Here is a 19,351-nt window from a genome sequence, read left to right as displayed (position 1 = left end):
CCGCCCCGGGCTCGACCGACGACCCGCGGATGCGCCGCATCACCGAACAACTCCCCCCGGACACCACCGCCCGGCTCCTCGCCCGGCACGCCGCCGGCGCCGGTGAGGCGGAACTGCGGGACCTCCTCGGCGCCGGCCTCGGGCACGCCTACTTCCAGGACCGCGGCCGCCGCGCCGCCGGCCTGGAGGTCACCGTCACCGACATCGACCACCTCGACGTCGACCTCACCTGAACCCCGCGGGCGCAGCGTCGACCGGCTGCGTGATCGAGCCGAAGCGCAATCATCACCCATGCCACCAACTACTCACCAACCAGAAGAATCATCACCTGTGGTCAATTTGCCGCGGTATGTACGGCGCGTCATGCGTAGGCATGAGCACCCTGGGCACTCTGTGCGCCCTCCCGGTTCCCAAGGGTGACGGAAATGATGAGCGCACGTACATCAGCCAGGCGATCCGGGCCCCCTGCCCCTCGGCCGGGCGGACCGGCGGCGAAGGAGGCCAGGGTGTTGCTTCTCATCTCCCCGGACAGTGTCGAGGAGGCTCTCGACTGCGCGAAGGCGGCGGAGTATCTCGACATCGTCGACGTCAAGAAGCCCGACGAAGGCTCGCTCGGCGCGAACTTCCCCTGGGTCATCAGGGAGATCCGCGACGCCGTCCCGGCGGACACACCGGTATCCGCGACCGTGGGGGACGTCCCGTACAAGCCCGGCACAGTGGCCCAGGCCGCACTCGGCGCGGCCGTCTCGGGGGCCACGTACATCAAGGTCGGCCTCTACGGCTGCACGACACCTGATCAGGGCATCGAGGTCATGCGCGCGGTCGTCCGGGCGGTGAAGGACCACCGCCCCGACGCGCTCGTCGTCGCCTCGGGCTACGCCGACGCCCACCGGATCGGCTGCGTCAACCCGCTCGCCGTGCCCGACATCACCGCCCGGTCCGGCGCCGACGCGGCCATGCTCGACACCGCCGTCAAGGACGGGACGCGGCTGTTCGACCACGTTCCGCCGGACGTCTGCGCGGAGTTCGTCCGGCTCACCCACGCCTCCAGCCGCCTCGCGGCCCTCGCGGGCAGCGTCACGCAGGCCGACCTCGGCCCGCTGACCCGCATCGGCACGGACATCGTGGGCGTGCGGGGAGCGGTCTGCGAGGGCGGCGACCGCAATACCGGAAGGATCCAGCCGCATCTGGTGGCCGCCTTCCGGGCGGAGATGGACCGGCACGCCACAGAACACACCGCCGGCGTCTCCTCCATGCACTGACCGCCGCCATGCCGACCTCCGAGGCCGAGCGCGCCGGATACCTGGCCGCACCCTTCGCCGTCGTCGACCCGGCCACCGGGGAACCTTTCGACGAGGCTCCCGATCAGCAGCCGGACGAGTTGGACACCGCGGTCGACCGGGCCCACCGGGCCTGGCACGGCTGGCGGGCCGACCCCGCCGCACGCACCGCCGCGTTGCGCGAGGCGGCCGACGCGGTGGAGGCCGCCGGCGACGACCTCGCCCGGTTGCTCACCCGGGAACAGGGCAAGCCCCTGGCCGAGTCGTACGCGGAAGTCGCCCGTACCGCGGCCCGCCTGTGCTACTTCGCAGACCTCGCCCCCCGAACCCGGCGGATCGCCGACGGCCGGCCGGTGCGCAGCGAGATCCGCTGGCGCCCGCTGGGGCCCGTCGCCGCGATCGTGCCGTGGAACTTCCCCCTCCAACTCGCGGCGGCCAAGTTCGCGCCCGCGCTCGCGGCGGGCAACACCATGGTCCTCAAACCCTCCCCGTTCACCCCTTCGGCCACCCGGCTGCTCGGCTCCGTCCTTGCCACCGCCCTGCCCGAGGACGTCCTGACCGTCGTCACCGGCCGCGAACCCCTCGGCGCCCGCCTCGCATCCCATCCGGGCATCCGCCACGTCACCTTCACCGGTTCGGTGCCCACCGGGCGGGCCGTCGCCCAAGCGGCGGCGGCCTCACTCACCCGGGTCACTTTGGAACTGGGCGGCAACGACGCTGCCGTCCTCCTGGACGACATCGAAGTGGACCGGATCGCGGACCGGCTGTTCTGGGCGGCGTTTCGCAACTGCGGGCAGGTCTGCATGGCCGTCAAACGCGTCTACGCCCCCGCCCGGCTGCACACCGAGGTCGTCGAAGCCCTCGCCCAGCGCGCGAAGACCGTCGCCGTCGGCCCCGGCCTCGACCCGGACACCCGGCTGGGCCCCGTCAGCAACGCCCCGCAACTGGCCCGGATCGACCACGTCACACAGCAGGCTCTGGCGGACGGCGCCCGGGCGGCGGCGGGCGGCCACCGGCTGGACCGGCCGGGCTACTTCTTCGCTCCCACGATCCTCACCGACGTGCCGCCCGGCAGCCCGGTGGTGACCGGGGAGCAATTCGGACCGGTGCTGCCGGTACTGCCGTACCGGAGCCTCGACGAAGCCGTCGACGCCGCCAACAGCACCGGCTTCGGACTGGGCGGCTCCGTGTGGAGTACCGACCCCGACCGGGCCGAGGCAGTGGCCGAGCGGCTTGAATGCGGCACAGCCTGGGTCAACCATCACGCCGAACTGTCCCTCGCCCAGCCCTTCGCAGGCGTCAAGGACAGCGGGGTCGGCGTCGCGGGCGGGCCATGGGGGCTGTACGGCAACCTCCGGCCGTTCGTCGTCCACCGCCCCCAGGAGACGTGACGATGAGGTTCCAGGCAGCCGTACTGCGCTCGTACACGAACCCGTTCACGGTCGAGGAGGTGGTTTTGCGGACCGAGCCCGCCGCCGGCGAGATCCTGGTCGAGATCGCGGGCACCGGGATGTGCCGGACCGATCTCGCGGTCCGGCGATCCGCCGGCCGGAGCCCTGTGCCCGCCGTCCTCGGCCACGAGGGCGCCGGCATCGTGGTGCGGACGGGGGGTGGCCCGGACGCCGCGATCGCCACCGGCGACCACGTCGTACTGAGCTTCGACTCCTGCGGACACTGCCGCACCTGCCGCGCCGCGGCCCCGGCCTACTGCGACTCCTTCGCCTCCCTCAACCTCTTCGGGGGGCGCAAGGAGGAACCGCCGCGGCTCACCGACGCGACCGGCAGAGCACTGGCACCCCGGTGGTTCGGGCAGTCCTCCTTCGCCCAGTACGCCCTCGTCCCGGCTCGCAACGCCGTACGGGTCGACCCCGCACTACCGCTCGAACTGCTCGGACCCCTCGGCTGCGGTTCCCTCACCGGGGCCGGAGCCGTACTGAACACCTTCGGCGCAGGCCCCGGCGACACCCTCGTGGTCCTCGGCGCGGGAGCAGTGGGCCTGTCCGCGGTGATGGCGGCCACCGCCGCAGGCGCACCGACCGTGGCCGTCGACCGGCACCCCGAAAGGCTCGCTGCGGCCGAGCGGTTCGGCGCGACCCCCCTGCCTGCCACCTCACCCGACCTGCCCGAACGGATCCGGCGACTGACCGGCGGCGGCGCCCAGTACGCACTGGACACCACGGCCTCACCTCCGCTCATCAACAAAGCGCTCCAAGCCCTGCGCCCCACCGGCAGCCTCGGCCTGGTGGCACGCCTGCACACCCCACTGGCGCTCGAACCGGGCACGCTCGACCGCGGCCGCAGCATCCGCCACATCTGCGAAGGAGACGCCGTACCCGGAGTACTGATACCCCGGCTGATCGGACTGTGGCAGGCCGGCCGCTTCCCTTTCGACCAGCTGATCCGCACCTACCCGCTGGCCGGCATCAACGAGGCCGAACGCGACTGCGACGCGGGCCGCACGGTCAAACCCGTCCTGCTCCCGGAGAGAACGAACCGATGAGCGAGGCACGCGGCACCGAGCACCCACCCCAGCCGGCGAGTGAGCACCCCGCACCCCCCACTTCCGCCCACGGAGGAAGCATGGCAGGCACGACGCCCCAGCACACAGACGAGGAAGGCATGCACGCAGGTGTGGGCCTGACTGCCCTCCTGGTCGCCGCGGCACGCGCCATCGAGACCCACCGCCACGACAGCCTGGCCCAGGACACCTACGCCGAACACTTCGTCCGCGCGGCCCCCGCCTGCGCGGACTGGCCGGTACGCATCGAGCAGGCTCCGGACGGGGACGACAACCCGCTGTGGGGGCGGTTCGCCCGCTACTTCGGCCTGCGGACCAGGGCGCTCGACGACTTCCTCCTCCGGTCGGCCGGCGCGGGCACCCGCCAGGTGGTCCTGCTGGGAGCAGGGCTGGACACCCGCGCCTTCCGACTGGACCTGCCGTCCGACTGCGTCGTCTACGAGATCGACAGGGCAGGCGTGCTGGCCTTCAAGCAACGGGTGCTCACCGACCTGCCGGCCACCCCGAAGACGAAGCGCGTCCCCGTACCGGCCGACCTGCGCGAGGGCTGGGTCACCGCACTGACCACCGCCGGCTTCGACCCGGCCGCACCGAGCGTCTGGCTGGCCGAAGGACTCCTCTTCTACCTGCCGGCCCCGGCCGAGACGTACCTCATCGACACGGTGGACAGGCTGACCACCGGAGGCAGCGCTCTGGCCTTCGAGGCCAAGCTGGAAAACGACCAGCAGGCGTACCGCGACAGCCCGATCTACACGGCGACACGAGAACAGATCGGCATCGACCTGCTCCACCTCTTCGACAACGGGCCACGACCCGACTCCGCGGGCAACCTGACGGCCAAGGGCTGGTCCACCTCCATGCACACGCCCTTCGACTTCACCCGCCGCCACCGACGCGGCCCCCTCCCCGAACCCAACGACGCACTGGAGGGAAACCGGTGGGTCTTCGCGCACAAACCCTCGCCATGACGCCCGCAGGAAGCCGGCAGCCCGACTACGTCGCAGCGGTGCCGCCCCCACCGCCGGGAAAGCCGCTGACGGACCGTGTCAGACGGCCCCGGCAGCCACCAACTGGTCGCCCGGGATCCCGGCCATATCCGGCGCATAGTAATCCTCGATGCCGGCGGCCCAAGTAGCCACGGTGATGCGGTCCTCGCCGTCCGGACCGAAGGCGTCGAAGAGAGCGTGGATGTTCGCCTCCGCGAAGCCGATCGCCGCCATCAGCGATACGAAAAGGGGGCGCTCGATCAGACCGTCCCCGTCGGGGTCGCCGAGCGCGGAGAGGGCCTCGGCGAACTCGGCGACCGTAGGACCGAAACGCTCGGGGTCGAGCACGAACGGCCGGAACTCGTCCACCGTGATCACACCGTCACCATTGGCGTCCAGCTCAGAGGCCAACGTCGTCCAGTAGCGGCGGAACGCGGCCCGGATAGCGGCCCTGGCACCGCCGTCCGAAGCGGCCGCCGCCTCCAGAACACGGCCCGCCATCAAGTCGAAGTCGCCGGAGTCGATGACTCCGTTGCCGTTGGCGTCGAAAAGGGAGAAGACCAGCTCGACCCGCTTGGCGGCCTCATCGCGCATTCCCATCACCTGTCTTCTACGACCCGACGATTCCGGGCCTGGACCAATGAGCGCCCCTACTCACCCCTGCTGGGACACACTGCCCTTCCCAACCCGGCGCGTGCAGCGACCACGACCCATAGAACCGCCACGACGAGCCACAGACTCTCGATCTTCGCTTCTGGCGACAGAAAAACTGCCGAATGAGCGCATGTGACAAGTCAGACACCTCACCTGCGACAACCAGACCGCTTCGACCGATCCCACCCACGGCCGACACCCCGGGGCGCCTCGGACACCGGCCACGCAGGGGCACTGAGGGCGCCAGCTGGGCACCGCCATCAGAGCGTCACCACCACAGACCGGCTGACCGCGTACTGGGGACTGACAGGTGGCGCTCACCTGTTGCAGAGAAGGTCGACACAGCCGCAGGGACCATGATCACCGGGTCAGTATCTCTACCCCGGGCCCGTTCTCCGCGTCTCTATGGCAGCGCCACCCAGCGACGCGGAGTGCGGTGGTCCGCTGCCTGCCGACCGTCGCTGATCTTCAGACCGGCCGCGGCACAGCCGTAGGCGAGCGTGTTGGCACCATACGGAAAGGTGCGCCCACGCTGCCAGAAGCGGAAGTGCCAGTAGGCGGGCGGGTCCTGCTCGGCCGGCCGCAGTCCGATCTCCTCGCTGTCCGCGATCTCACCGTCACGGGCCAGGGTGCCGAACGTGCCGCCCTTCGGGTTGTAGTAGATGCCGTACGCGGAGGTCCCCCGGGATACCGCCCGCAGCACGGCGTTGTCGCTGGGCATGTACCCCTGCTGGGTGATCACACAGCCGCCTGGTTCGCCCGGCACGCTTGCGACCCCCACGAAGCGCAGGGACTCCTCGTAGTCCGTCGGGTCGAATGGGGCCTCTTCCAGGGCTGCCCGCGGGCAGTGCGTGGGGTCGGCGCCCAACCGTCGGATCAGCTCGTCCTCGTCCAGACCCCGCACGAAGGCGATGCCGAGCCCCTCGATCCACAGCTCTCGCCCGCCGAAGGCCGCGATGAGCGCGTCCGCCGCCTGGAAGGCGACGGTTTCCTCCGCGGGCGGCAACACCGAACCCGGCAGGTCCGCCACGAGCTGCGCGAGCCGCGTCGTGAGCAGCAGCCGACCCGGCGACCACGGCCCGAGCTGCGGAGTCCACACATCGGCACCGGCGTCGAGCAACGCGCGGACGCTGCCCTCGTCCACACTGCACGCGGCGAACCACAACGCAGTGCGCCCGTCGTCGTCGCGCGCGTCGACCCGAGCGACATGGGGCAGGAGCGCGGCCACCGCCTCCCCCGACCCGTGCTCGGCCGCGAGGTGCAGCGGGGTGGCGCCGCGCCAGCCGACAGCTGCGTCAGCTGGGGCACCTCCGTCCAGCCTCGCTCGTATCACCACGGCATCCGACCAATCCTGCCAGCGCACCTCCTCCCAGTCGGCCCGCGGCACATAGCGTCGGCGCTCCTCTTCCTGGCGGCGCAGCATCTGACACTGACGGCGGGTCAGGGGCGGAGCCAGGAACTGAGGCGGGCCGCTGAACTCCACGGACGCGAACGCGCCCGGCGGCCCAGAAAGATCCGCCGGCCCGAGCCCCGGCCAGACCTCCAGCGCCGCCCCCGCCGCAGCATGCAACGCCGCCGCGTCAACGGCGATGCGGGTCTCGGCTACGGCCTCGTCCGGCCACTCGACCACCAACTGCGTCTCACCTGGCGGCGGGAGTTCCGAAAGATAGAGATCGACGTCCGTCTTGAAAAGAGACCGACGGCTCTGCTGCAGCCCGGGATCCAGCGGGATCAGCCCGGTCGCCTGCTCCGTGGCCGCATCGACCGGCAGGCCCTGAGGCGTCGTGTACCGCACCCGCCGCTGCACCGTACCGTCCAGCGAGGTGACACGGCGGCCATCGGAGAAGAGCATGCCCACACGCAGACCAGACTGCCGGCTTGCGTCCGCGTCCCGCCGGCGCGTCTTGCGGAACACGGCCAGATGCAACGTGGCCGCTCCCGGCCACACAGACCACCCCGTCACCACCACCCTGACCTGCGGACCGGCCCCCGCCACCGCAAGGTGCGGCACCAGCCCCGGCGCATACCAGTCGACCGGCGGCGCATACCTCCCCACCTCCTCACCCGGCGGACCCAGCCGGACCAACACAGCCCGTTCCGCAGCCGGTTCCTCCGGGAAAACCAGATCGTCGAAGAACCCCATGCACCGAGACTGACAGAGCGGTCTGACACCGGCAGGGCAGCACAGACCGGGCGGACCCGGGAAAAACCCCGGCAGGGCCCGAACGCATCCCCACCCCAGGCGTCCGGCACGTCGCGCTCTACGTCCACCTGAGCCCCAGCTCGTTCAGAGCCTCCGCACGCTCGGGCGTCAGACCGTCCCACCCGGAACGGACGTTGGACAGCCGTACCCCCAGCCGCACGCTCGTCTCTGCTCCGGTTTCCGGGTCGACCACGAGCTCGATGTGCTTCCGAAGGCCGGCTGGTCGGGCCTCCAAAGCGACCGCGTCCGTGGTCAGCGCTCCGGCGCGCAAGGCGGGGGCCAAGCCGGCGACCAGGTGTTCGTGTTTGAGGTGCCGGCCCAGCAGCAGTACCTCGATCAGGGCCTGACGGACCCCCGTCCACCGGTCCACACCGGCCCCAGGAAGGCGATGAAGCAGTGACACCCAACCCAGGCACCGGCCCGCCGCCCCTCCCGCCGAAGCTGCCTGCCCGATCAGCCCGCCCTTGGGACCGGCCTTTCATCAGCCCTGTTCGGCCGCGAGAATCTCGGCCGCCCGCTCGCCGACCGCCATGGAAGGGGCCATGGTGTTGGCGACCGTCACATGGGGCAGCACCGAGGCATCGGCGACGCGCAGGCCCTCGATGCCGTACACCTTGAGCCTCGCGTCCACGACGGCTCCCTCGTCCCGTCCCATCCGGGACGTACCGCTCTGGTGCCAGAAGGTTTCCACGGCGTTCCGCACGAACTCCTCCACCGTGTCCGTCACCGACGACACCGGGGACACCTCCCGCTCGACGAACGGGCGCAGCGCCGCGGAGTTGCCGACCTCCCGGGCCTTGGCGACGGCGGACAAGGCCGAGCGCACGTCGTCGGGGTCGGCGAGGAAGTTCGTCTCGATGCGCGGTCCGGCCATCGGGTCCGTGCTCGCCAGGCGGACCCGGCCGCGGCTGCCGTCGCGCGGGCGCATGGCAGGCATCAGGGTGAAACACCTCTCCGGCGGCGGGTACTGCGCCGCGTTCTCGGTGGAGACGGACGGCGCCGGCGAGAGGTACATGACGAACTCCGGTGCCCCTGGCCGTGTTTCGTCTTCCCAGAAGCAGACAGCCTGGCTGCGTGTGGGCACCGGCAGCGGTACGTCCGTCGCCTCCCAGATGCAGGGCAGGCGTATGTGGTCGTCAAGGTTGCGGCCGACGCCGGGCAGGTGCTGGACCACCGGGATGCCCAGGTCCCGCAGTTCGCGCTCGTCCCCGATCCCGGACCGCATCAGCACGGCCGGGGTGCTCAGCGCGCCCAGCGACAGCACCACCTCCTGCGACGCGCGAGCGCGCAGCTGCTGACCGTCGCGCACGAGTTCGACGCCGCGGGCCCGGCCCGCGGAGACCAGGACGCGGGAGACCGTCGTGTGCGGCAGTACCGTCAGGTTCGGCTGCCCCAGACGGTCTGCGACGTAGCGGCGGAAGGGGGTCTGCCGCACCCCGTCGTGGATGTTCTCGTCCCGCACGGCGCCACCGGAGTTCGCCTCCATCAGGACGCCGTTGGCACTGCCGAATCGGGGGATGCCGGTGGCCTCGGCGGCGTCGAGGAAGGCGGTGAAGAGCGGATGCACGTCCTGCGACGGTCGTATCCGCATCGGCCCGCCGGACCCCCTGCGCTCGGGGTCGGGCGTGCCCTGCCAGTCCTCGATGCCGCGGTAGTGCTCCAGTACGTGCGCGTAGCCCCACGCGGGATCGCCCGTGGCCTCGGCGTAGGAGTCCCAGTCGGTGCGATGGCCTCGGGCCCACACACCCGCGTTGACGGCGCCTCCCCCGCCCAGCCCGCGGCCTGTGGCATAGGCGAGCCGGCGCCCGTTCAGATGGTGGTTCGGCTCCGTGACGTGGTCCCAGGTCCGCTCGCTGCCGAGGTTGGCCGGCCACAGGTCGGGATTGCGGACACGCTCGTCGTCGTCACTGCCGCCGCTCTCGACGAGCAGGACCGTGACGGCCGGATCGGCCGCGAGCCTGCCTGCGAGAACGGAACCTGACGAACCGGCGCCGCACACGATGTAGTCGAACGTGGCACCGTCGTCCAGGTGGTCGGCGAGTGCGAGCCAATGCGTGGTCGCGGCTGTGGTCGGGGTCGCCGCGGCGTCGGCACGTCCGGGGTGGCTGTCCATGCTCAGCGTCTCCTTGGAGTATCAGCCGCGGTCGGTGTCCCGGGCCTGTTCATAACCGAGTCCGAGCAGGGCGGCACGCAGTTTCTCCGCGGCGTCGTCCAGTGCGGACCGGTCCTCCTCCAGCTTGGCCTTGGTGAAATCGAAGTCGGACATGTCCCAGACAGGAGCGACATGGATGTGGAGGTGCGGCACCTCGAAGCCCGCGATGACGAGGCCGGCCCGTGGAGCGTCCCAGGCCCGCTGCACTCCTTGCCCAACGGCCCGGGCGACCTCCATGCACCGCGCCAGAAGCGGGCCGTCGGCATCCGTCCACCGGTCGATCTCGCGCCGGGGGACAACGAGGGTGTGGCCGGGCCGCAAGGGCGCGACGGTGAGAAACGCGGTGACCTCGGGATCCTGCCAGACAAAGCGTCCGGGCAGCTCACCGGCGATGATGCGGGAGAACAGAGTGGGCACGGCTGAAGTTCCTTTCACATACGGCGGACGGCTCCTCCGCGGAGGATGCGGGCCAGTCCTGGCGCCGCCCCGGTTGCCGGGTGAAGTCCGAGGGACGTAAGGGAAGTTCCTCACGCGGCCACCTGGCGTCCCGTTGTCGAAGCCGGCGAGGTGTTGCAGAGGTGCTTGGCCGCTCGCATCGTCGGATTCGGCATCCACTTCGCCGACGTCCCCTTCGGCCGGGTACGGCGTGCCGGGGACGCCTTCGCCTGGGAACCGTTGGCCTGGGCGCATGTCTCGACTCCGCCAATGGCTGCGAGCGGCGGCGCAGGTCGCCATCGCCGGAGGCACTGGGCCCTCGGCAGTGCGGTGCCCGGTGGCTGGTGGTCGTTCAGGAGCGGTGGGCCCAGGGGATGGATTCGAGGAGGCGCTCCAGCTGCAGTTCGCCGTCGCGTGTCTGCCCGCCGTGGTCCATCAGCACGCGGAGGCGGTGGACGACATCGTCGGGGGAGGGGTAGACCTTGGCGTGGGCGGCCGCTTCCTCGGCCAGGTCGGGTACGGGGCCGCTCGCCTCGGCCGCGTCCAGCGCCTCCTTCGCGGCGGCGGCCACACCCTGGGGCAGCGCGGCGATACGGCGGGCGAGGGCGTCGACGAACGCGTCGAGATGTTCGTCGGGCACCGCGCGGTTGATCCACCCGTAGCGCTCGGCGACGGAGGTGTCGAACAGCTCGGCCCCCAGCACGATCTCCAGGGCCCGGGCGCGGCCGACCAGCCGGTTGAGGTACTGGGTGCCGCCCCCGCCGGGGAAGATGCCCATCAGCGACTCCGGCTGGGACAGCCAGGTCCGGTCCGCGGCGGCGAACCGCATGTCCGCGGCCATCGCCAGCTCGGCGCCGCCCGCGCGGGCATAGCCGCGCAGCTTCGCGATCGTCACCTGCGGCAGCGTGCGCAGCCGCTCGTTGAGCTGCTGAAGCGGGTTGAGGGCCGGGTCGGCCTCGGGGTCGGCCAGGGCCATGAGGGTGCTCGGATCGAAGGACCACTCGAAGTCCGCGTGAGCGGAGAAGAACTCGGGGTTGGCCGACTGCAGGACGATCACGGCGACGCCCTCGTCGGACGCCACCTCGTCGGCGAACGCCTTGAGGTCACCGGCCAGTGTGGTGTCGACGGTGTTCACCGGCGGGTTGTCGATGGTCACCCGGGCGATCCGGTCCTCCACGCGGACCACCAGGGACTTGTAACCGCTGTAGCTCATCGCTGCTCTCCTGCGGGTGGGTGTGGCGGCTGGGCCGTTCCATGTTGTTTAGTGGAAGTTACAGAAGGAGCGTAGCACGTTCTTTAACGTGCGCTAAAATATGGGTCATGACAGGTAGACCGAGGACGTTCGACAAGGACGCGGTGCTCCGGATGGCGATGCGCGCGTTCTGGGAGCGCGGATACGACGGGGTGAGCATCGCGCAGGTGTGCGAGGAGGCGGGGATCGCCGCACCGAGCCTGTACGTGGCCTTCGGCGACAAGGACGCGCTGTTCGAGAAGGCGAGCGCGCTCTACGCCGAACATCTGGACGAGGACCTGGAGCGCGACCTGTCGGCACCCACGGCACGCGAGGCGATCGAGCGCCTGCTGCAGTCCTCGGCCGAGCACTTCTCCGCACCCGGACAGCCCCCCGGCTGCCTCGTCATGGGCGAGCCGCGGCTCGCCGAACGACGCAGCAGGACACGCGACCTGATCCGGGCACGACTGCGCCGGGCCGCCGCCGAGGGAGAACTCGCGTCGGCCGCCGAGGCCGACGGCGTGGCCGCGTTCGTCGACACCGTCCTGGCCGGCATGGCCGCCCTGGCCCGCGACGGCGCCGACCGGGCCCGCCTCCTGGACGCGACCCGTTACGCGGCCCGGGCCTGGCCCGCATAGCGATGACCGGGCCGGCGCCTCGGTAGCCGCCGTCGGCGATCACCATGGTGTCGGCGTCGATGACGACCTGGCGTCAGTGGAGAAGCGGCAGCTCTTCGACTGCTCGGCGACGAACCGAGGCGACCATCAATGCGGTCGGCACGTCGGGTCCGCCACCCCCGCACCATCGCTTCGCACCGTATCCCGAGGCACCGACAACGCCAGCAGCCATGCGGCGACCCCTCGATCAATTTCGGTGGTGAGGGTTGCGAGGGGAGTAGACCGGTCGTATAGTCCTGGGTGTCGGAACGCGACACACACCGGATTCCCGGAAGGGGAAGGCATCATGGGGCGCATCAGGGTCGGCACGGAGAACAGCACCGACATCGAACTGCACTACGAGGACAAGGGGACGGGGCAGCCGGTCGTCCTGATCCACGGCTACCCGCTGGACGGCAACTCCTGGGAGGGTCAGGTCCCGGCCCTGCTGGCGGCCGGCCACCGGGTCGTCACCTACGACCGGCGCGGCTTCGGTAAGTCCAGCCAGCCGTCCACCGGTTACGACTACGACACGTTCGCCGCCGACCTGCACACCGTCATGGAGACCCTCGACCTGCGCGACGCGGTCCTGGTCGGCTTCTCGATGGGCACCGGCGAGGTCGCCCGCTACCTGTCCGCCTACGGCTCCGACCGGGTCGCCAAGGCGGTGTTCCTCGCATCACTGGAGCCGTATCTGGCGATCACCGACGACAACCCCGACGGCGCCGCCCCGCCCGCCTTCTTCGAGGGCGTCTCCGAGGCGGTGAAGAAGGACCGCTACGCCTTCTTCACGGGCTTCTACGCCGACTTCTTCAACCTCGACGAGAACCTGGGCACCCGGGTGAGCGAGGAAGCCGTGCGCAACGCCTGGAACGTGGCGGCCGGCGCGGGCCCGATCGCCTCGGCCGCCGCCCCGCTGACCTGGCCCACCGACTTCCGCGCCGACATCCCCCGGATCGACGTCCCCGCCCTGATCGTGCACGGCACGGGCGACCGGACCCTGCCCGTCGACGCCACCGGACGCCGCTTCGCCAAGGCCCTGCCCGCCGCCAAGTACGTCGAGATCGACGGGGCACCGCACGGGCTGCTCACCACCCACACCGCCGAGGTCAACGAGATCCTCCTGGACTTCCTCGGCCAGTGACGCGGGGCGCGGCTGACGCTCGGAGTCAAATAGACGACTGGTCTAATGGGTGATAGCGTGGCGCACATGAACACCGTCCAGGGCAACACTCGCGAGAGCATCCTCAGGGCCGCCCAGCAGATCCTTCCCCGCAAGGGGTTCGCGGCGGTGGGCATCAACGAGATCCTCACCGCCGCCGGGGTCCCGAAGGGATCCTTCTACCACTTCTTCGGCTCCAAGGACGCCTTCGGCGAGGCGGTGATGCGGGCCTACTACGCCGACTACCTGGCAGACATGGACCGCATCCTCGCCGAGCCCGGACTGACCGCAGCACAGCGGCTGATGAACTACTGGCAGTACTGGCGGGACACGCAGAGCGCCAACGACTGCCAGGGCAAGTGCCTGACCGTCAAGCTCGGCGCGGAGGTCTCCGACCTGTCGGAGACGATGCGGATCGCCCTGAAGGAGGGCACCACCGCCATGGTCGACCGACTGGAACGGACGATCACCGCCGGCCTGGAGGACGGATCGCTCACGGTCGACGGCTCCGCCCGCGACACCGCACAGGCCCTGTACGACATGTGGCTCGGAGCGAGCCTCCTCGTCAAGATCAACCGTGACGCGAGCCCCTTCGGCACCACGATGACGGCCACCCGTCGGCTCCTGCACCTGTAGAACCAAGGACACAGAAAAGCACAGCGCAGAACCCAGAATCACGGCGCACCTCGACCCGGAAGATCCGCCCGGAGTCCGGTCGCCTCCCGTACCTTGTCGGAGTCGACCGGTCTACTTGCGCAGGAAGTGCACACCATGAAGATCCTCATCGTTCTCACCTCGCACGACGAACTCGGCACCACCGGCCGCAAGACCGGCTTCTGGCTGGAGGAACTCGCCGCCCCCTACTACCGCTTCAAGGAAGCCGGCGCCGACGTCGTACTCGCCTCCCCCAAGGGCGGCAGGCCGCCCCTGGACCCCAAGAGCAACGAACCCGCCTTCCAGACCGACGAGACCCGCCGCTTCGAGGCCGACCCCGACGCCATGGCCGACCTCGCCCACACCGTCCGGCTCGACAGCGTCTCCGCCGACGACTTCGACACCGTCTTCTACCCCGGCGGCCACGGCCCCCTGTGGGACCTCGCCGAAGACCCCACCTCCGTCCGCCTCATCGAAACCACCCTGCGCGCCGGCAAGCCCCTCGCCCTGGTCTGCCACGCCCCCGGCACCCTGCGCCACGCCAGCAACCCCGACGGCACCCCCCTCGTCCGCGGCCGCAAGGTCACCGGCTTCACCAACGGCGAGGAAGCCGACGCCGGCCTCACCGACATCGTCCCCTTCCTCGTCGAGGACGAACTCAACAAGCTCGGCGCCCACTACACCAAGACCGACAACTGGCAGCCCTACGTCGTCATCGACGGCCTCCTCATCACCGGCCAGAGCCCCGCCTCCTCCGGACCCGCCGCCGACGCCCTCCTCACCCTCCTCACCCTCGTCAACCAGGTCGACGAAGCCCGCGCATAACCCACACCCCAACCAACACCACCCCACACACATCACCGACCCTGCGGACCCGCCGGCACCAGCCCAAAGGCCCGCGGGGCACACCCCCACCACCCGCCAGCCCCGGTCTGCACCCCCAAGGAGAGTGACACCAATGAAGGTCTTCATCGTGGGCATCGCCGGCGGCGTCGGGAGCCGTCTGGCGCGTCTGCTGACCGCCGCCGGTGACCGGGTCGACGGGCTCTACCGTCGTCCGGAACAGGGCGAACACCTCGCCACCGAGGGCATCCACGCCACCCACGGCGACCTGACCCGCCTCGACGCACCCGCCCTCGCCGATCTGCTGCACGGCACCGACGTCCTGGTCTTCGCCGCCGGGGCCGGCGGCGAAGGCGGGACCACCGCCACCACCGCCGTCGACGGCACCGGCCTGACCACCGCCATCGAGGCAGCCACCCGTGCCGGCATCCACCGCCTGCTGCTCGTCTCCGTCTTCCCCGAAGCCTGGCGCGGCCGCGAAGTGTCCGACACCTTCGAGCACTACATCGACGTCAAGAAGAAGGCAGACGCCGAACTGGCCGCCACCGACCTCGACTGGACCATCCTGCGCCCCGCCGCACTCACCGACACCCCGGGCACCGGCCGGATCAGCCTCGCCCCTGCCCTGGTCCACACCGACATCACCCGTGACGATGTCGCAGCGGTCCTCGCCGAACTCGTCCACACCCCACAGATCCACCACCGGATCCTCGAACTCGCCCAAGGTCCCCACCCCATCGCCGACGCTGTCCGCCGGCAGACCCGCAACTGACCAGTCGGGCCCTTCTGATCAGGAGTTCTGCCGGGCGTACCCGGTGGGCGCGAGTCCGTAGCGCTGCTTGAAAGCGCGCCTACCGAACCCGCACCGAGGGGGAACCGGCCGCCTGACCCCCGGCGCCCCTCCCGCCGCCGGCACCCCGGGCGCGGGTGTGCGTGGAGGGCGGTCCGGCGGCGGTGAGCGGAGCGGGTCAGGCCGTCGGCACCGGTGGCCACCAGGGGCTGCGCTCCCGGATCGCCGACTGGGCACGGGTGACGAGCCCCGGGTAGGACTTGCCGGGGTACCAGGGGGCGGTGGGCAGAGCGTCGAAGCCCGGCACCTTCTCCATGTACCGCACCATCAGCCGCCGCAGCGCGCGGTCGGGTAGCTCGCCGCGCATGGCGCCGACGTTCTCGGTCAGGTGGTCGGGGTCGGAGGTGGCCGGCAGCACGGCGGTGACGGCCGGGTGGCTGAGCACCCACTTCAGGAAGAACTGCGACCAGGTGGCCGCCCCGAACTCCCCCACGAGGTCCGGCACCTCCCGGCCGCGTACGACGTGGTGCAGCCGCGCCTTCTCCAGCGGCATGTTCACCAGGACCGCGACGCCGTTGTCCGCCGCCGCCGGGAGCACGCGCTCCTCGGCGGCGCGGGTGCGCACGGAGTAGTGCACCTGGACGAAGTCGACGTCGCCGCGCTCGATCCAGTCGGCAAGCACGTCGAAGTAGGCCGGCTCGTGGTGGGTGACGCCGATGGCGCGGATGCGGCCCTCCCGTTTCCACGCGTGCAGCATCGGCAGGACGCAGTCGATGTTGACCAGGCTGTGTACCTGTACGACATCCAGCGGCCGCCCGCGCGCGAGGCGTTCCATGGAGCGCTCGAGACTGGCCAGCGCGTGGCCCTCGTCCCACAGGAAGTCGCCGGTGGACCAGATCTTGTCGGCCAGGAACACCCGGTCCTGGAAGCCGGTGAGGGCGGCGCCGGTGTTGGTCTCGGCGGCGCCGTAGAGCGGGGAGGTGTCAACCACCCGGCCGCCCGCCTCGTAGAACCGCCTGACCACCTCGGCGATGTGGCCGGTGGGCGCGTCCGGCAGGGTGTCGAAGGTGGTGAACGTGCCGAGCCCGACGGCCGGCAGCCGCTCCCCGGTGCCCGGCACCTCCCGGGTGATCAGTTCCCGCGGCCCGGGTGCGCCGGCCCGCCCTTGTGCCGCCGCGGTCCCGGCACCGGCCGCTGCCGCCGCCACGGCCAGACCACCGGTGGCCTGGAGCACGCGGCGCCGGGTGGTGCCGCGGGTAGCTGTCGTCGGGCTGTCGTCGGTCGTCATGGCCAACTCCCATCCGTGGCGGGGCACTTGCCGCTCGGAGCGTAAGCCGGGACGTGGGATGAACGCACAGACCGGTTTGGTCTGGGCACATACCCTGAAGGTATGTCGCTGGACCTGCGCCTGATGCGCTACGTCATCGCCGTCGCCGAGACCGGCGGCTTCCAGGCCGCCGCCGAGCGGCTGCACATCGCCCAGCCGCCGCTCAGCCGCCAGATACGGCAACTGGAGGGCGAGTTGGGGGTCGCCCTCTTCGAGCGCCGGCCGACCCGGCTCACCGGCGCGGGGCAGGCATTCGTCGACGCCGCGCGGGAGACGCTGGCCGCCGCCGAGCGGACGGTCGCCGTCACCCGCCGCGCCGCCCGCACCGCCACCGGAACCCTGCGCGTCGGCTACGGGCCGACCACCGCGCACTCCGAGATGCCCCTGCTCCTCGCCGCCCTCGCCGAGGCGCACCCGGAGGTGACCGTGGAGGCGGTCGAGTCCTGGGACCCCGGACTCGTCGACGGCCTGCGCACCGGCGGGCTCGACGCCGCGCTCGGCCGTCACCTGCCGACCCCGCGGGACTGCCGGGCGCTGACGCTGCGCGCCGAGGAGTACGTCGCCGTGGTGCACGCCGGCCACCGGTACGCCGGCCGCGGTGCGGTGGCCCTGCGCGACCTGCGCGGCGAGACCTTTCGCTTCCTCGCCCGGGACCTGGCCCCCGACTACCACGACGCGGTCCTGGCCGCCGCCCGCAGCACCGGTGAGGACTTCGCCGTCTGGCACAACCCGGTCCCCGGGCTGCGCAACCATCTCGGCGTCCTCGCCGACGGCTTTATGCTGCTGCCGCGCTCCGTCGCCGAGCACCTGCTCCCCGCCGCCGCGCGCCTGACCCTCACCGACCCGCTGCCGCCCGTGCCCCTGCAGTTGGTCCACCGCGGCGCGCACAACGCCCCCGCTCTCGCGGCGCTGGTCCGCACTGCCCGTGCCCTGGGCACCGCCGAGGGCTGGACCGCCACCTCCCCCGACGCCGCCGGCTCCGGTGCCTGAACCACCGACTCGGCGCTAGTTGTTCTGTCCGGGGAGGTTGTGGATGGTGACAGGGGTCACGGCTGACTGATCTTGATGTGGGTGAGGGCCTTCTGGCTCGGTGTGGATTGCGAGATCTGCACCGGCGACCAGAAAGGCCCTCATGCCTCACCGTAATGCACCGCTGACCGAGACCGGCCGTCTGCGTCTGGCTCGCTGCGTCGTGGACGACAACTGGCCGTTGCGGCGGGCCGCCGAACGGTTCCAGGTCTCCGTGGGCACCGCCCAGCGGTGGGCCGACTGCTACCGGCTGTACGGCGAGGCGGGCATGGCCGACCGCTCCAGCCGCCCGCGCACCAGCCCGCGGCGGACGCCGACCCGCACCGAGCGGCGCATCATCAAGGTCCGCGTGCTGCGCCGGTGGGGCCCAGCCCGCATTGCGCACCTCCTCCGCCTGGTCCCCTCGACCGTGCACCGGGTACTCACCCGCTACGGCCTGGCCCGCCTGGCACACCTGGACCGGGCCACCGGCCGGGGCATACGCCGCTACGAACGCGAACGCCCCGGCGAGCTGGTGCACGTGGACATCAAGAAGCTCGGCAACATTCCCGACGGCGGCGGGCACAAGGCCCTGGGCCGGCAAGCGGGCCGCAAGAACCGCGCCCATGCCGGCTACAGCTACCTGCACACCGCCGTCGACGACCACTCCCGCCTGGCCTACAGCGAGATCCACGCCGACGAGAAGAAAGAGACCGCCACCGGCTTCTGGAAGCGGGCCCACGCCTTCTTCGTCCAGGCCGGGATCACCGTGGAGCGGGTCCTGACCGACAACGGCTCCTGCTATCGCTCACGTGATTGGCGTGACCTGCTGCAGGAGGCCCAGATCGCCCACAAGCGAACCCGGCCCTACCGGCCCCAGACCAACGGCAAGGTCGAACGCCTCAACCGCACCCTGCTCGATGAATGGGCCTACGCCCGCCCCTACCGCAGCGAGCAGGAACGACGCGAAGCATTCCCCCACTGGCTGCACACCTACAATCACCACCGCGGACACACCGCGCTAAAAGGCCAGCCACCCGCCAGTCGTGTTCCGAACCTCTCAGGGCAATACAGCTAGGCCGTGTCCGCCGCGGTCCGGCGCGAGGAGCCGGGCGTCGCGTACCGCGTCGACGGCCAGGACGAGCAGGCCGATCCCGCTCACCGTCACGTTGACGGTGACGAGCTGGGAGATCGTGCCGTTCCGCCGGTCGAGGTCCGTGGCGGTCACGACCCAGCCCGCGCCGTCCGCCACCGGCTGTACCAGCACCCGGTGGCTGTCGTCGCCCTCGGTGGCGGCGACAGCAGGCTGAGAGAGCGTGGACGCGGTTCACCGGCGGCAGGCATCCACGGCGCCGACGAGCACTGCTTCTCCTGCGGCGATCTGATGGACGGCCGTCGTGGCGGCGAGCTGTACGTCCGGCGGCGCCAGGGCGGCGACGTGTGGAGGTCGCG

General features: G+C 71.1%; 19 protein-coding genes. 12 read left to right on the top strand and 7 right to left on the bottom strand.

The genetic code is table 11. The annotated features are described in order from the left end of the window. The 5 genes from tpg to H5J30_RS01460 form a co-directional block, all read left to right on the top strand. Nucleotides 1-233: telomere-protecting terminal protein Tpg (tpg, locus tag H5J30_RS01480; protein WP_445194931.1), on the top strand; the 233-nt coding region annotated here is incomplete at its 5' end. 273 nt (nt 234-506) lie between these two features. Beyond that, a complete protein-coding gene (locus H5J30_RS01475; RefSeq protein ID WP_181785306.1) occupies nt 507-1,262 on the top strand; it encodes a (5-formylfuran-3-yl)methyl phosphate synthase in 756 nt (251 codons plus the stop codon). An 8-nt stretch (nt 1,263-1,270) separates the two neighbouring features. Further along, nucleotides 1,271-2,671, top strand: coding sequence for an aldehyde dehydrogenase family protein (locus H5J30_RS01470; protein ID WP_181785305.1), 1,401 nt, complete (start codon nt 1,271-1,273; stop codon nt 2,669-2,671). Nucleotides 2,672-2,673: 2 nt separating this feature from the next. After that, on the top strand, nt 2,674-3,780 hold the full coding sequence (locus tag H5J30_RS01465; protein ID WP_181785304.1) for an NAD(P)-dependent alcohol dehydrogenase: 1,107 nt from the start codon (nt 2,674-2,676) through the stop codon (nt 3,778-3,780). 80 nt (nt 3,781-3,860) lie between these two features. Further along, nucleotides 3,861-4,766, top strand: coding sequence for a class I SAM-dependent methyltransferase (locus H5J30_RS01460; RefSeq protein ID WP_181785303.1), 906 nt, complete (start codon nt 3,861-3,863; stop codon nt 4,764-4,766). A 78-nt stretch (nt 4,767-4,844) separates the two neighbouring features. Here H5J30_RS01460 and H5J30_RS01455 read toward each other — a convergent pair whose 3' ends face one another. The 5 genes from H5J30_RS01455 to H5J30_RS01435 all read right to left on the bottom strand — a co-directional run bounded on the left by H5J30_RS01455 (nt 4,845) and on the right by H5J30_RS01435 (nt 11,441). After that, nucleotides 4,845-5,378, bottom strand: coding sequence for an EF-hand domain-containing protein (locus H5J30_RS01455; RefSeq protein WP_181785302.1), 534 nt, complete (start codon nt 5,376-5,378; stop codon nt 4,845-4,847). A 463-nt stretch (nt 5,379-5,841) separates the two neighbouring features. Beyond that, nucleotides 5,842-7,581 (bottom strand): ankyrin repeat domain-containing protein, encoded by a 1,740-nt coding sequence (locus H5J30_RS01450; protein ID WP_181785301.1) that lies wholly within the window; start codon nt 7,579-7,581, stop codon nt 5,842-5,844. 541 nt (nt 7,582-8,122) lie between these two features. Further along, nucleotides 8,123-9,754, bottom strand: coding sequence for a GMC family oxidoreductase (locus H5J30_RS01445; RefSeq protein ID WP_181785300.1), 1,632 nt, complete (start codon nt 9,752-9,754; stop codon nt 8,123-8,125). A 21-nt stretch (nt 9,755-9,775) separates the two neighbouring features. Then, nucleotides 9,776-10,210, bottom strand: coding sequence for an HIT family protein (locus tag H5J30_RS01440; protein ID WP_181785299.1), 435 nt, complete (start codon nt 10,208-10,210; stop codon nt 9,776-9,778). Between the two features lie 370 nt (nt 10,211-10,580). Then, a complete protein-coding gene (locus tag H5J30_RS01435; protein WP_181785298.1) occupies nt 10,581-11,441 on the bottom strand; it encodes an enoyl-CoA hydratase/isomerase family protein in 861 nt (286 codons plus the stop codon). Nucleotides 11,442-11,548: 107 nt separating this feature from the next. Between H5J30_RS01435 and H5J30_RS01430 the strand changes: the two genes are divergently transcribed. From H5J30_RS01430 to H5J30_RS01410, 5 genes are all read left to right on the top strand, one after another. Next, nucleotides 11,549-12,097 (top strand): TetR/AcrR family transcriptional regulator, encoded by a 549-nt coding sequence (locus H5J30_RS01430; protein ID WP_181785297.1) that lies wholly within the window; start codon nt 11,549-11,551, stop codon nt 12,095-12,097. 325 nt (nt 12,098-12,422) lie between these two features. Continuing rightward, nucleotides 12,423-13,259 carry an alpha/beta fold hydrolase gene (locus tag H5J30_RS01425; RefSeq protein WP_181785296.1) on the top strand — a complete coding sequence of 279 codons (837 nt, stop codon included), beginning with the start codon at nt 12,423-12,425 and terminating at the stop codon, nt 13,257-13,259. A 66-nt stretch (nt 13,260-13,325) separates the two neighbouring features. Next, nucleotides 13,326-13,913, top strand: a complete 588-nt coding sequence (locus H5J30_RS01420; protein WP_181785295.1) for a TetR/AcrR family transcriptional regulator — start codon at nt 13,326-13,328, stop codon at nt 13,911-13,913. Nucleotides 13,914-14,048: 135 nt separating this feature from the next. Then, complete coding sequence (locus tag H5J30_RS01415) at nt 14,049-14,756, top strand: type 1 glutamine amidotransferase domain-containing protein (protein WP_181785294.1); 708 nt, start codon at nt 14,049-14,051, stop codon at nt 14,754-14,756. Between the two features lie 133 nt (nt 14,757-14,889). Next, nucleotides 14,890-15,546 (top strand): SDR family oxidoreductase, encoded by a 657-nt coding sequence (locus H5J30_RS01410; RefSeq protein WP_181785293.1) that lies wholly within the window; start codon nt 14,890-14,892, stop codon nt 15,544-15,546. 196 nt (nt 15,547-15,742) lie between these two features. Here H5J30_RS01410 and H5J30_RS01405 read toward each other — a convergent pair whose 3' ends face one another. Further along, nucleotides 15,743-16,852: an aldo/keto reductase gene (locus H5J30_RS01405; RefSeq protein ID WP_181785292.1), complete on the bottom strand. Its 1,110-nt coding sequence runs from the start codon at nt 16,850-16,852 to the stop codon at nt 15,743-15,745. 102 nt (nt 16,853-16,954) lie between these two features. Here H5J30_RS01405 and H5J30_RS01400 point away from each other — a divergent pair, with 102 nt between their 5' ends. Next, nucleotides 16,955-17,881: a LysR family transcriptional regulator gene (locus tag H5J30_RS01400; protein ID WP_181785291.1), complete on the top strand. Its 927-nt coding sequence runs from the start codon at nt 16,955-16,957 to the stop codon at nt 17,879-17,881. Nucleotides 17,882-18,023: 142 nt separating this feature from the next. Then, nucleotides 18,024-18,977 carry an IS481 family transposase gene (locus H5J30_RS01395; protein WP_181785290.1) on the top strand — a complete coding sequence of 318 codons (954 nt, stop codon included), beginning with the start codon at nt 18,024-18,026 and terminating at the stop codon, nt 18,975-18,977. Here H5J30_RS01395 and H5J30_RS01390 read toward each other — a convergent pair. Continuing rightward, nucleotides 18,960-19,166, bottom strand: a complete 207-nt coding sequence (locus tag H5J30_RS01390) for a hypothetical protein (protein WP_181785289.1) — start codon at nt 19,164-19,166, stop codon at nt 18,960-18,962. The two genes, H5J30_RS01395 and H5J30_RS01390, sit on opposite strands and share 18 nt — an antisense overlap. Between the last annotated feature and the right edge of the window lie 185 nt (nt 19,167-19,351).

Origin of the sequence: Streptomyces phytophilus, from assembly GCF_013870535.1 — a bacterium.
In the GTDB taxonomy this organism is placed as follows: domain Bacteria; phylum Actinomycetota; class Actinomycetes; order Streptomycetales; family Streptomycetaceae; genus Streptomyces; species Streptomyces phytophilus.
The sequence above is the reverse complement of the archived record's forward strand: the minus strand, read 5'-3'. Positions and strand labels throughout refer to the sequence as shown.

Excerpts from the sequence above, each read along its gene's own strand:
- H5J30_RS01470 (WP_181785305.1), top strand. The coding sequence starts at position 1,271 with ATGCCGACCTCCGAGGCCGAGCGCGCCGGATACCTGGCCGCACCCTTC.
- H5J30_RS01465 (WP_181785304.1), top strand. The coding sequence starts at position 2,674 with ATGAGGTTCCAGGCAGCCGTACTGCGCTCGTACACGAACCCGTTCACG.
- H5J30_RS01460 (WP_181785303.1), top strand. The coding sequence starts at position 3,861 with ATGGCAGGCACGACGCCCCAGCACACAGACGAGGAAGGCATGCACGCA.
- H5J30_RS01455 (WP_181785302.1), bottom strand. The coding sequence starts at position 5,378 with ATGCGCGATGAGGCCGCCAAGCGGGTCGAGCTGGTCTTCTCCCTTTTC.
- H5J30_RS01450 (WP_181785301.1), bottom strand. The coding sequence starts at position 7,581 with ATGGGGTTCTTCGACGATCTGGTTTTCCCGGAGGAACCGGCTGCGGAA.
- H5J30_RS01445 (WP_181785300.1), bottom strand. The coding sequence starts at position 9,754 with ATGGACAGCCACCCCGGACGTGCCGACGCCGCGGCGACCCCGACCACA.
- H5J30_RS01435 (WP_181785298.1), bottom strand. The coding sequence starts at position 11,441 with ATGAGCTACAGCGGTTACAAGTCCCTGGTGGTCCGCGTGGAGGACCGG.
- H5J30_RS01430 (WP_181785297.1), top strand. The coding sequence starts at position 11,549 with ATGACAGGTAGACCGAGGACGTTCGACAAGGACGCGGTGCTCCGGATG.
- H5J30_RS01425 (WP_181785296.1), top strand. The coding sequence starts at position 12,423 with ATGGGGCGCATCAGGGTCGGCACGGAGAACAGCACCGACATCGAACTG.
- H5J30_RS01420 (WP_181785295.1), top strand. The coding sequence starts at position 13,326 with ATGAACACCGTCCAGGGCAACACTCGCGAGAGCATCCTCAGGGCCGCC.
- H5J30_RS01415 (WP_181785294.1), top strand. The coding sequence starts at position 14,049 with ATGAAGATCCTCATCGTTCTCACCTCGCACGACGAACTCGGCACCACC.
- H5J30_RS01410 (WP_181785293.1), top strand. The coding sequence starts at position 14,890 with ATGAAGGTCTTCATCGTGGGCATCGCCGGCGGCGTCGGGAGCCGTCTG.
- H5J30_RS01405 (WP_181785292.1), bottom strand. The coding sequence starts at position 16,852 with ATGACGACCGACGACAGCCCGACGACAGCTACCCGCGGCACCACCCGG.
- H5J30_RS01400 (WP_181785291.1), top strand. The coding sequence starts at position 16,955 with ATGTCGCTGGACCTGCGCCTGATGCGCTACGTCATCGCCGTCGCCGAG.
- H5J30_RS01395 (WP_181785290.1), top strand. The coding sequence starts at position 18,024 with ATGCCTCACCGTAATGCACCGCTGACCGAGACCGGCCGTCTGCGTCTG.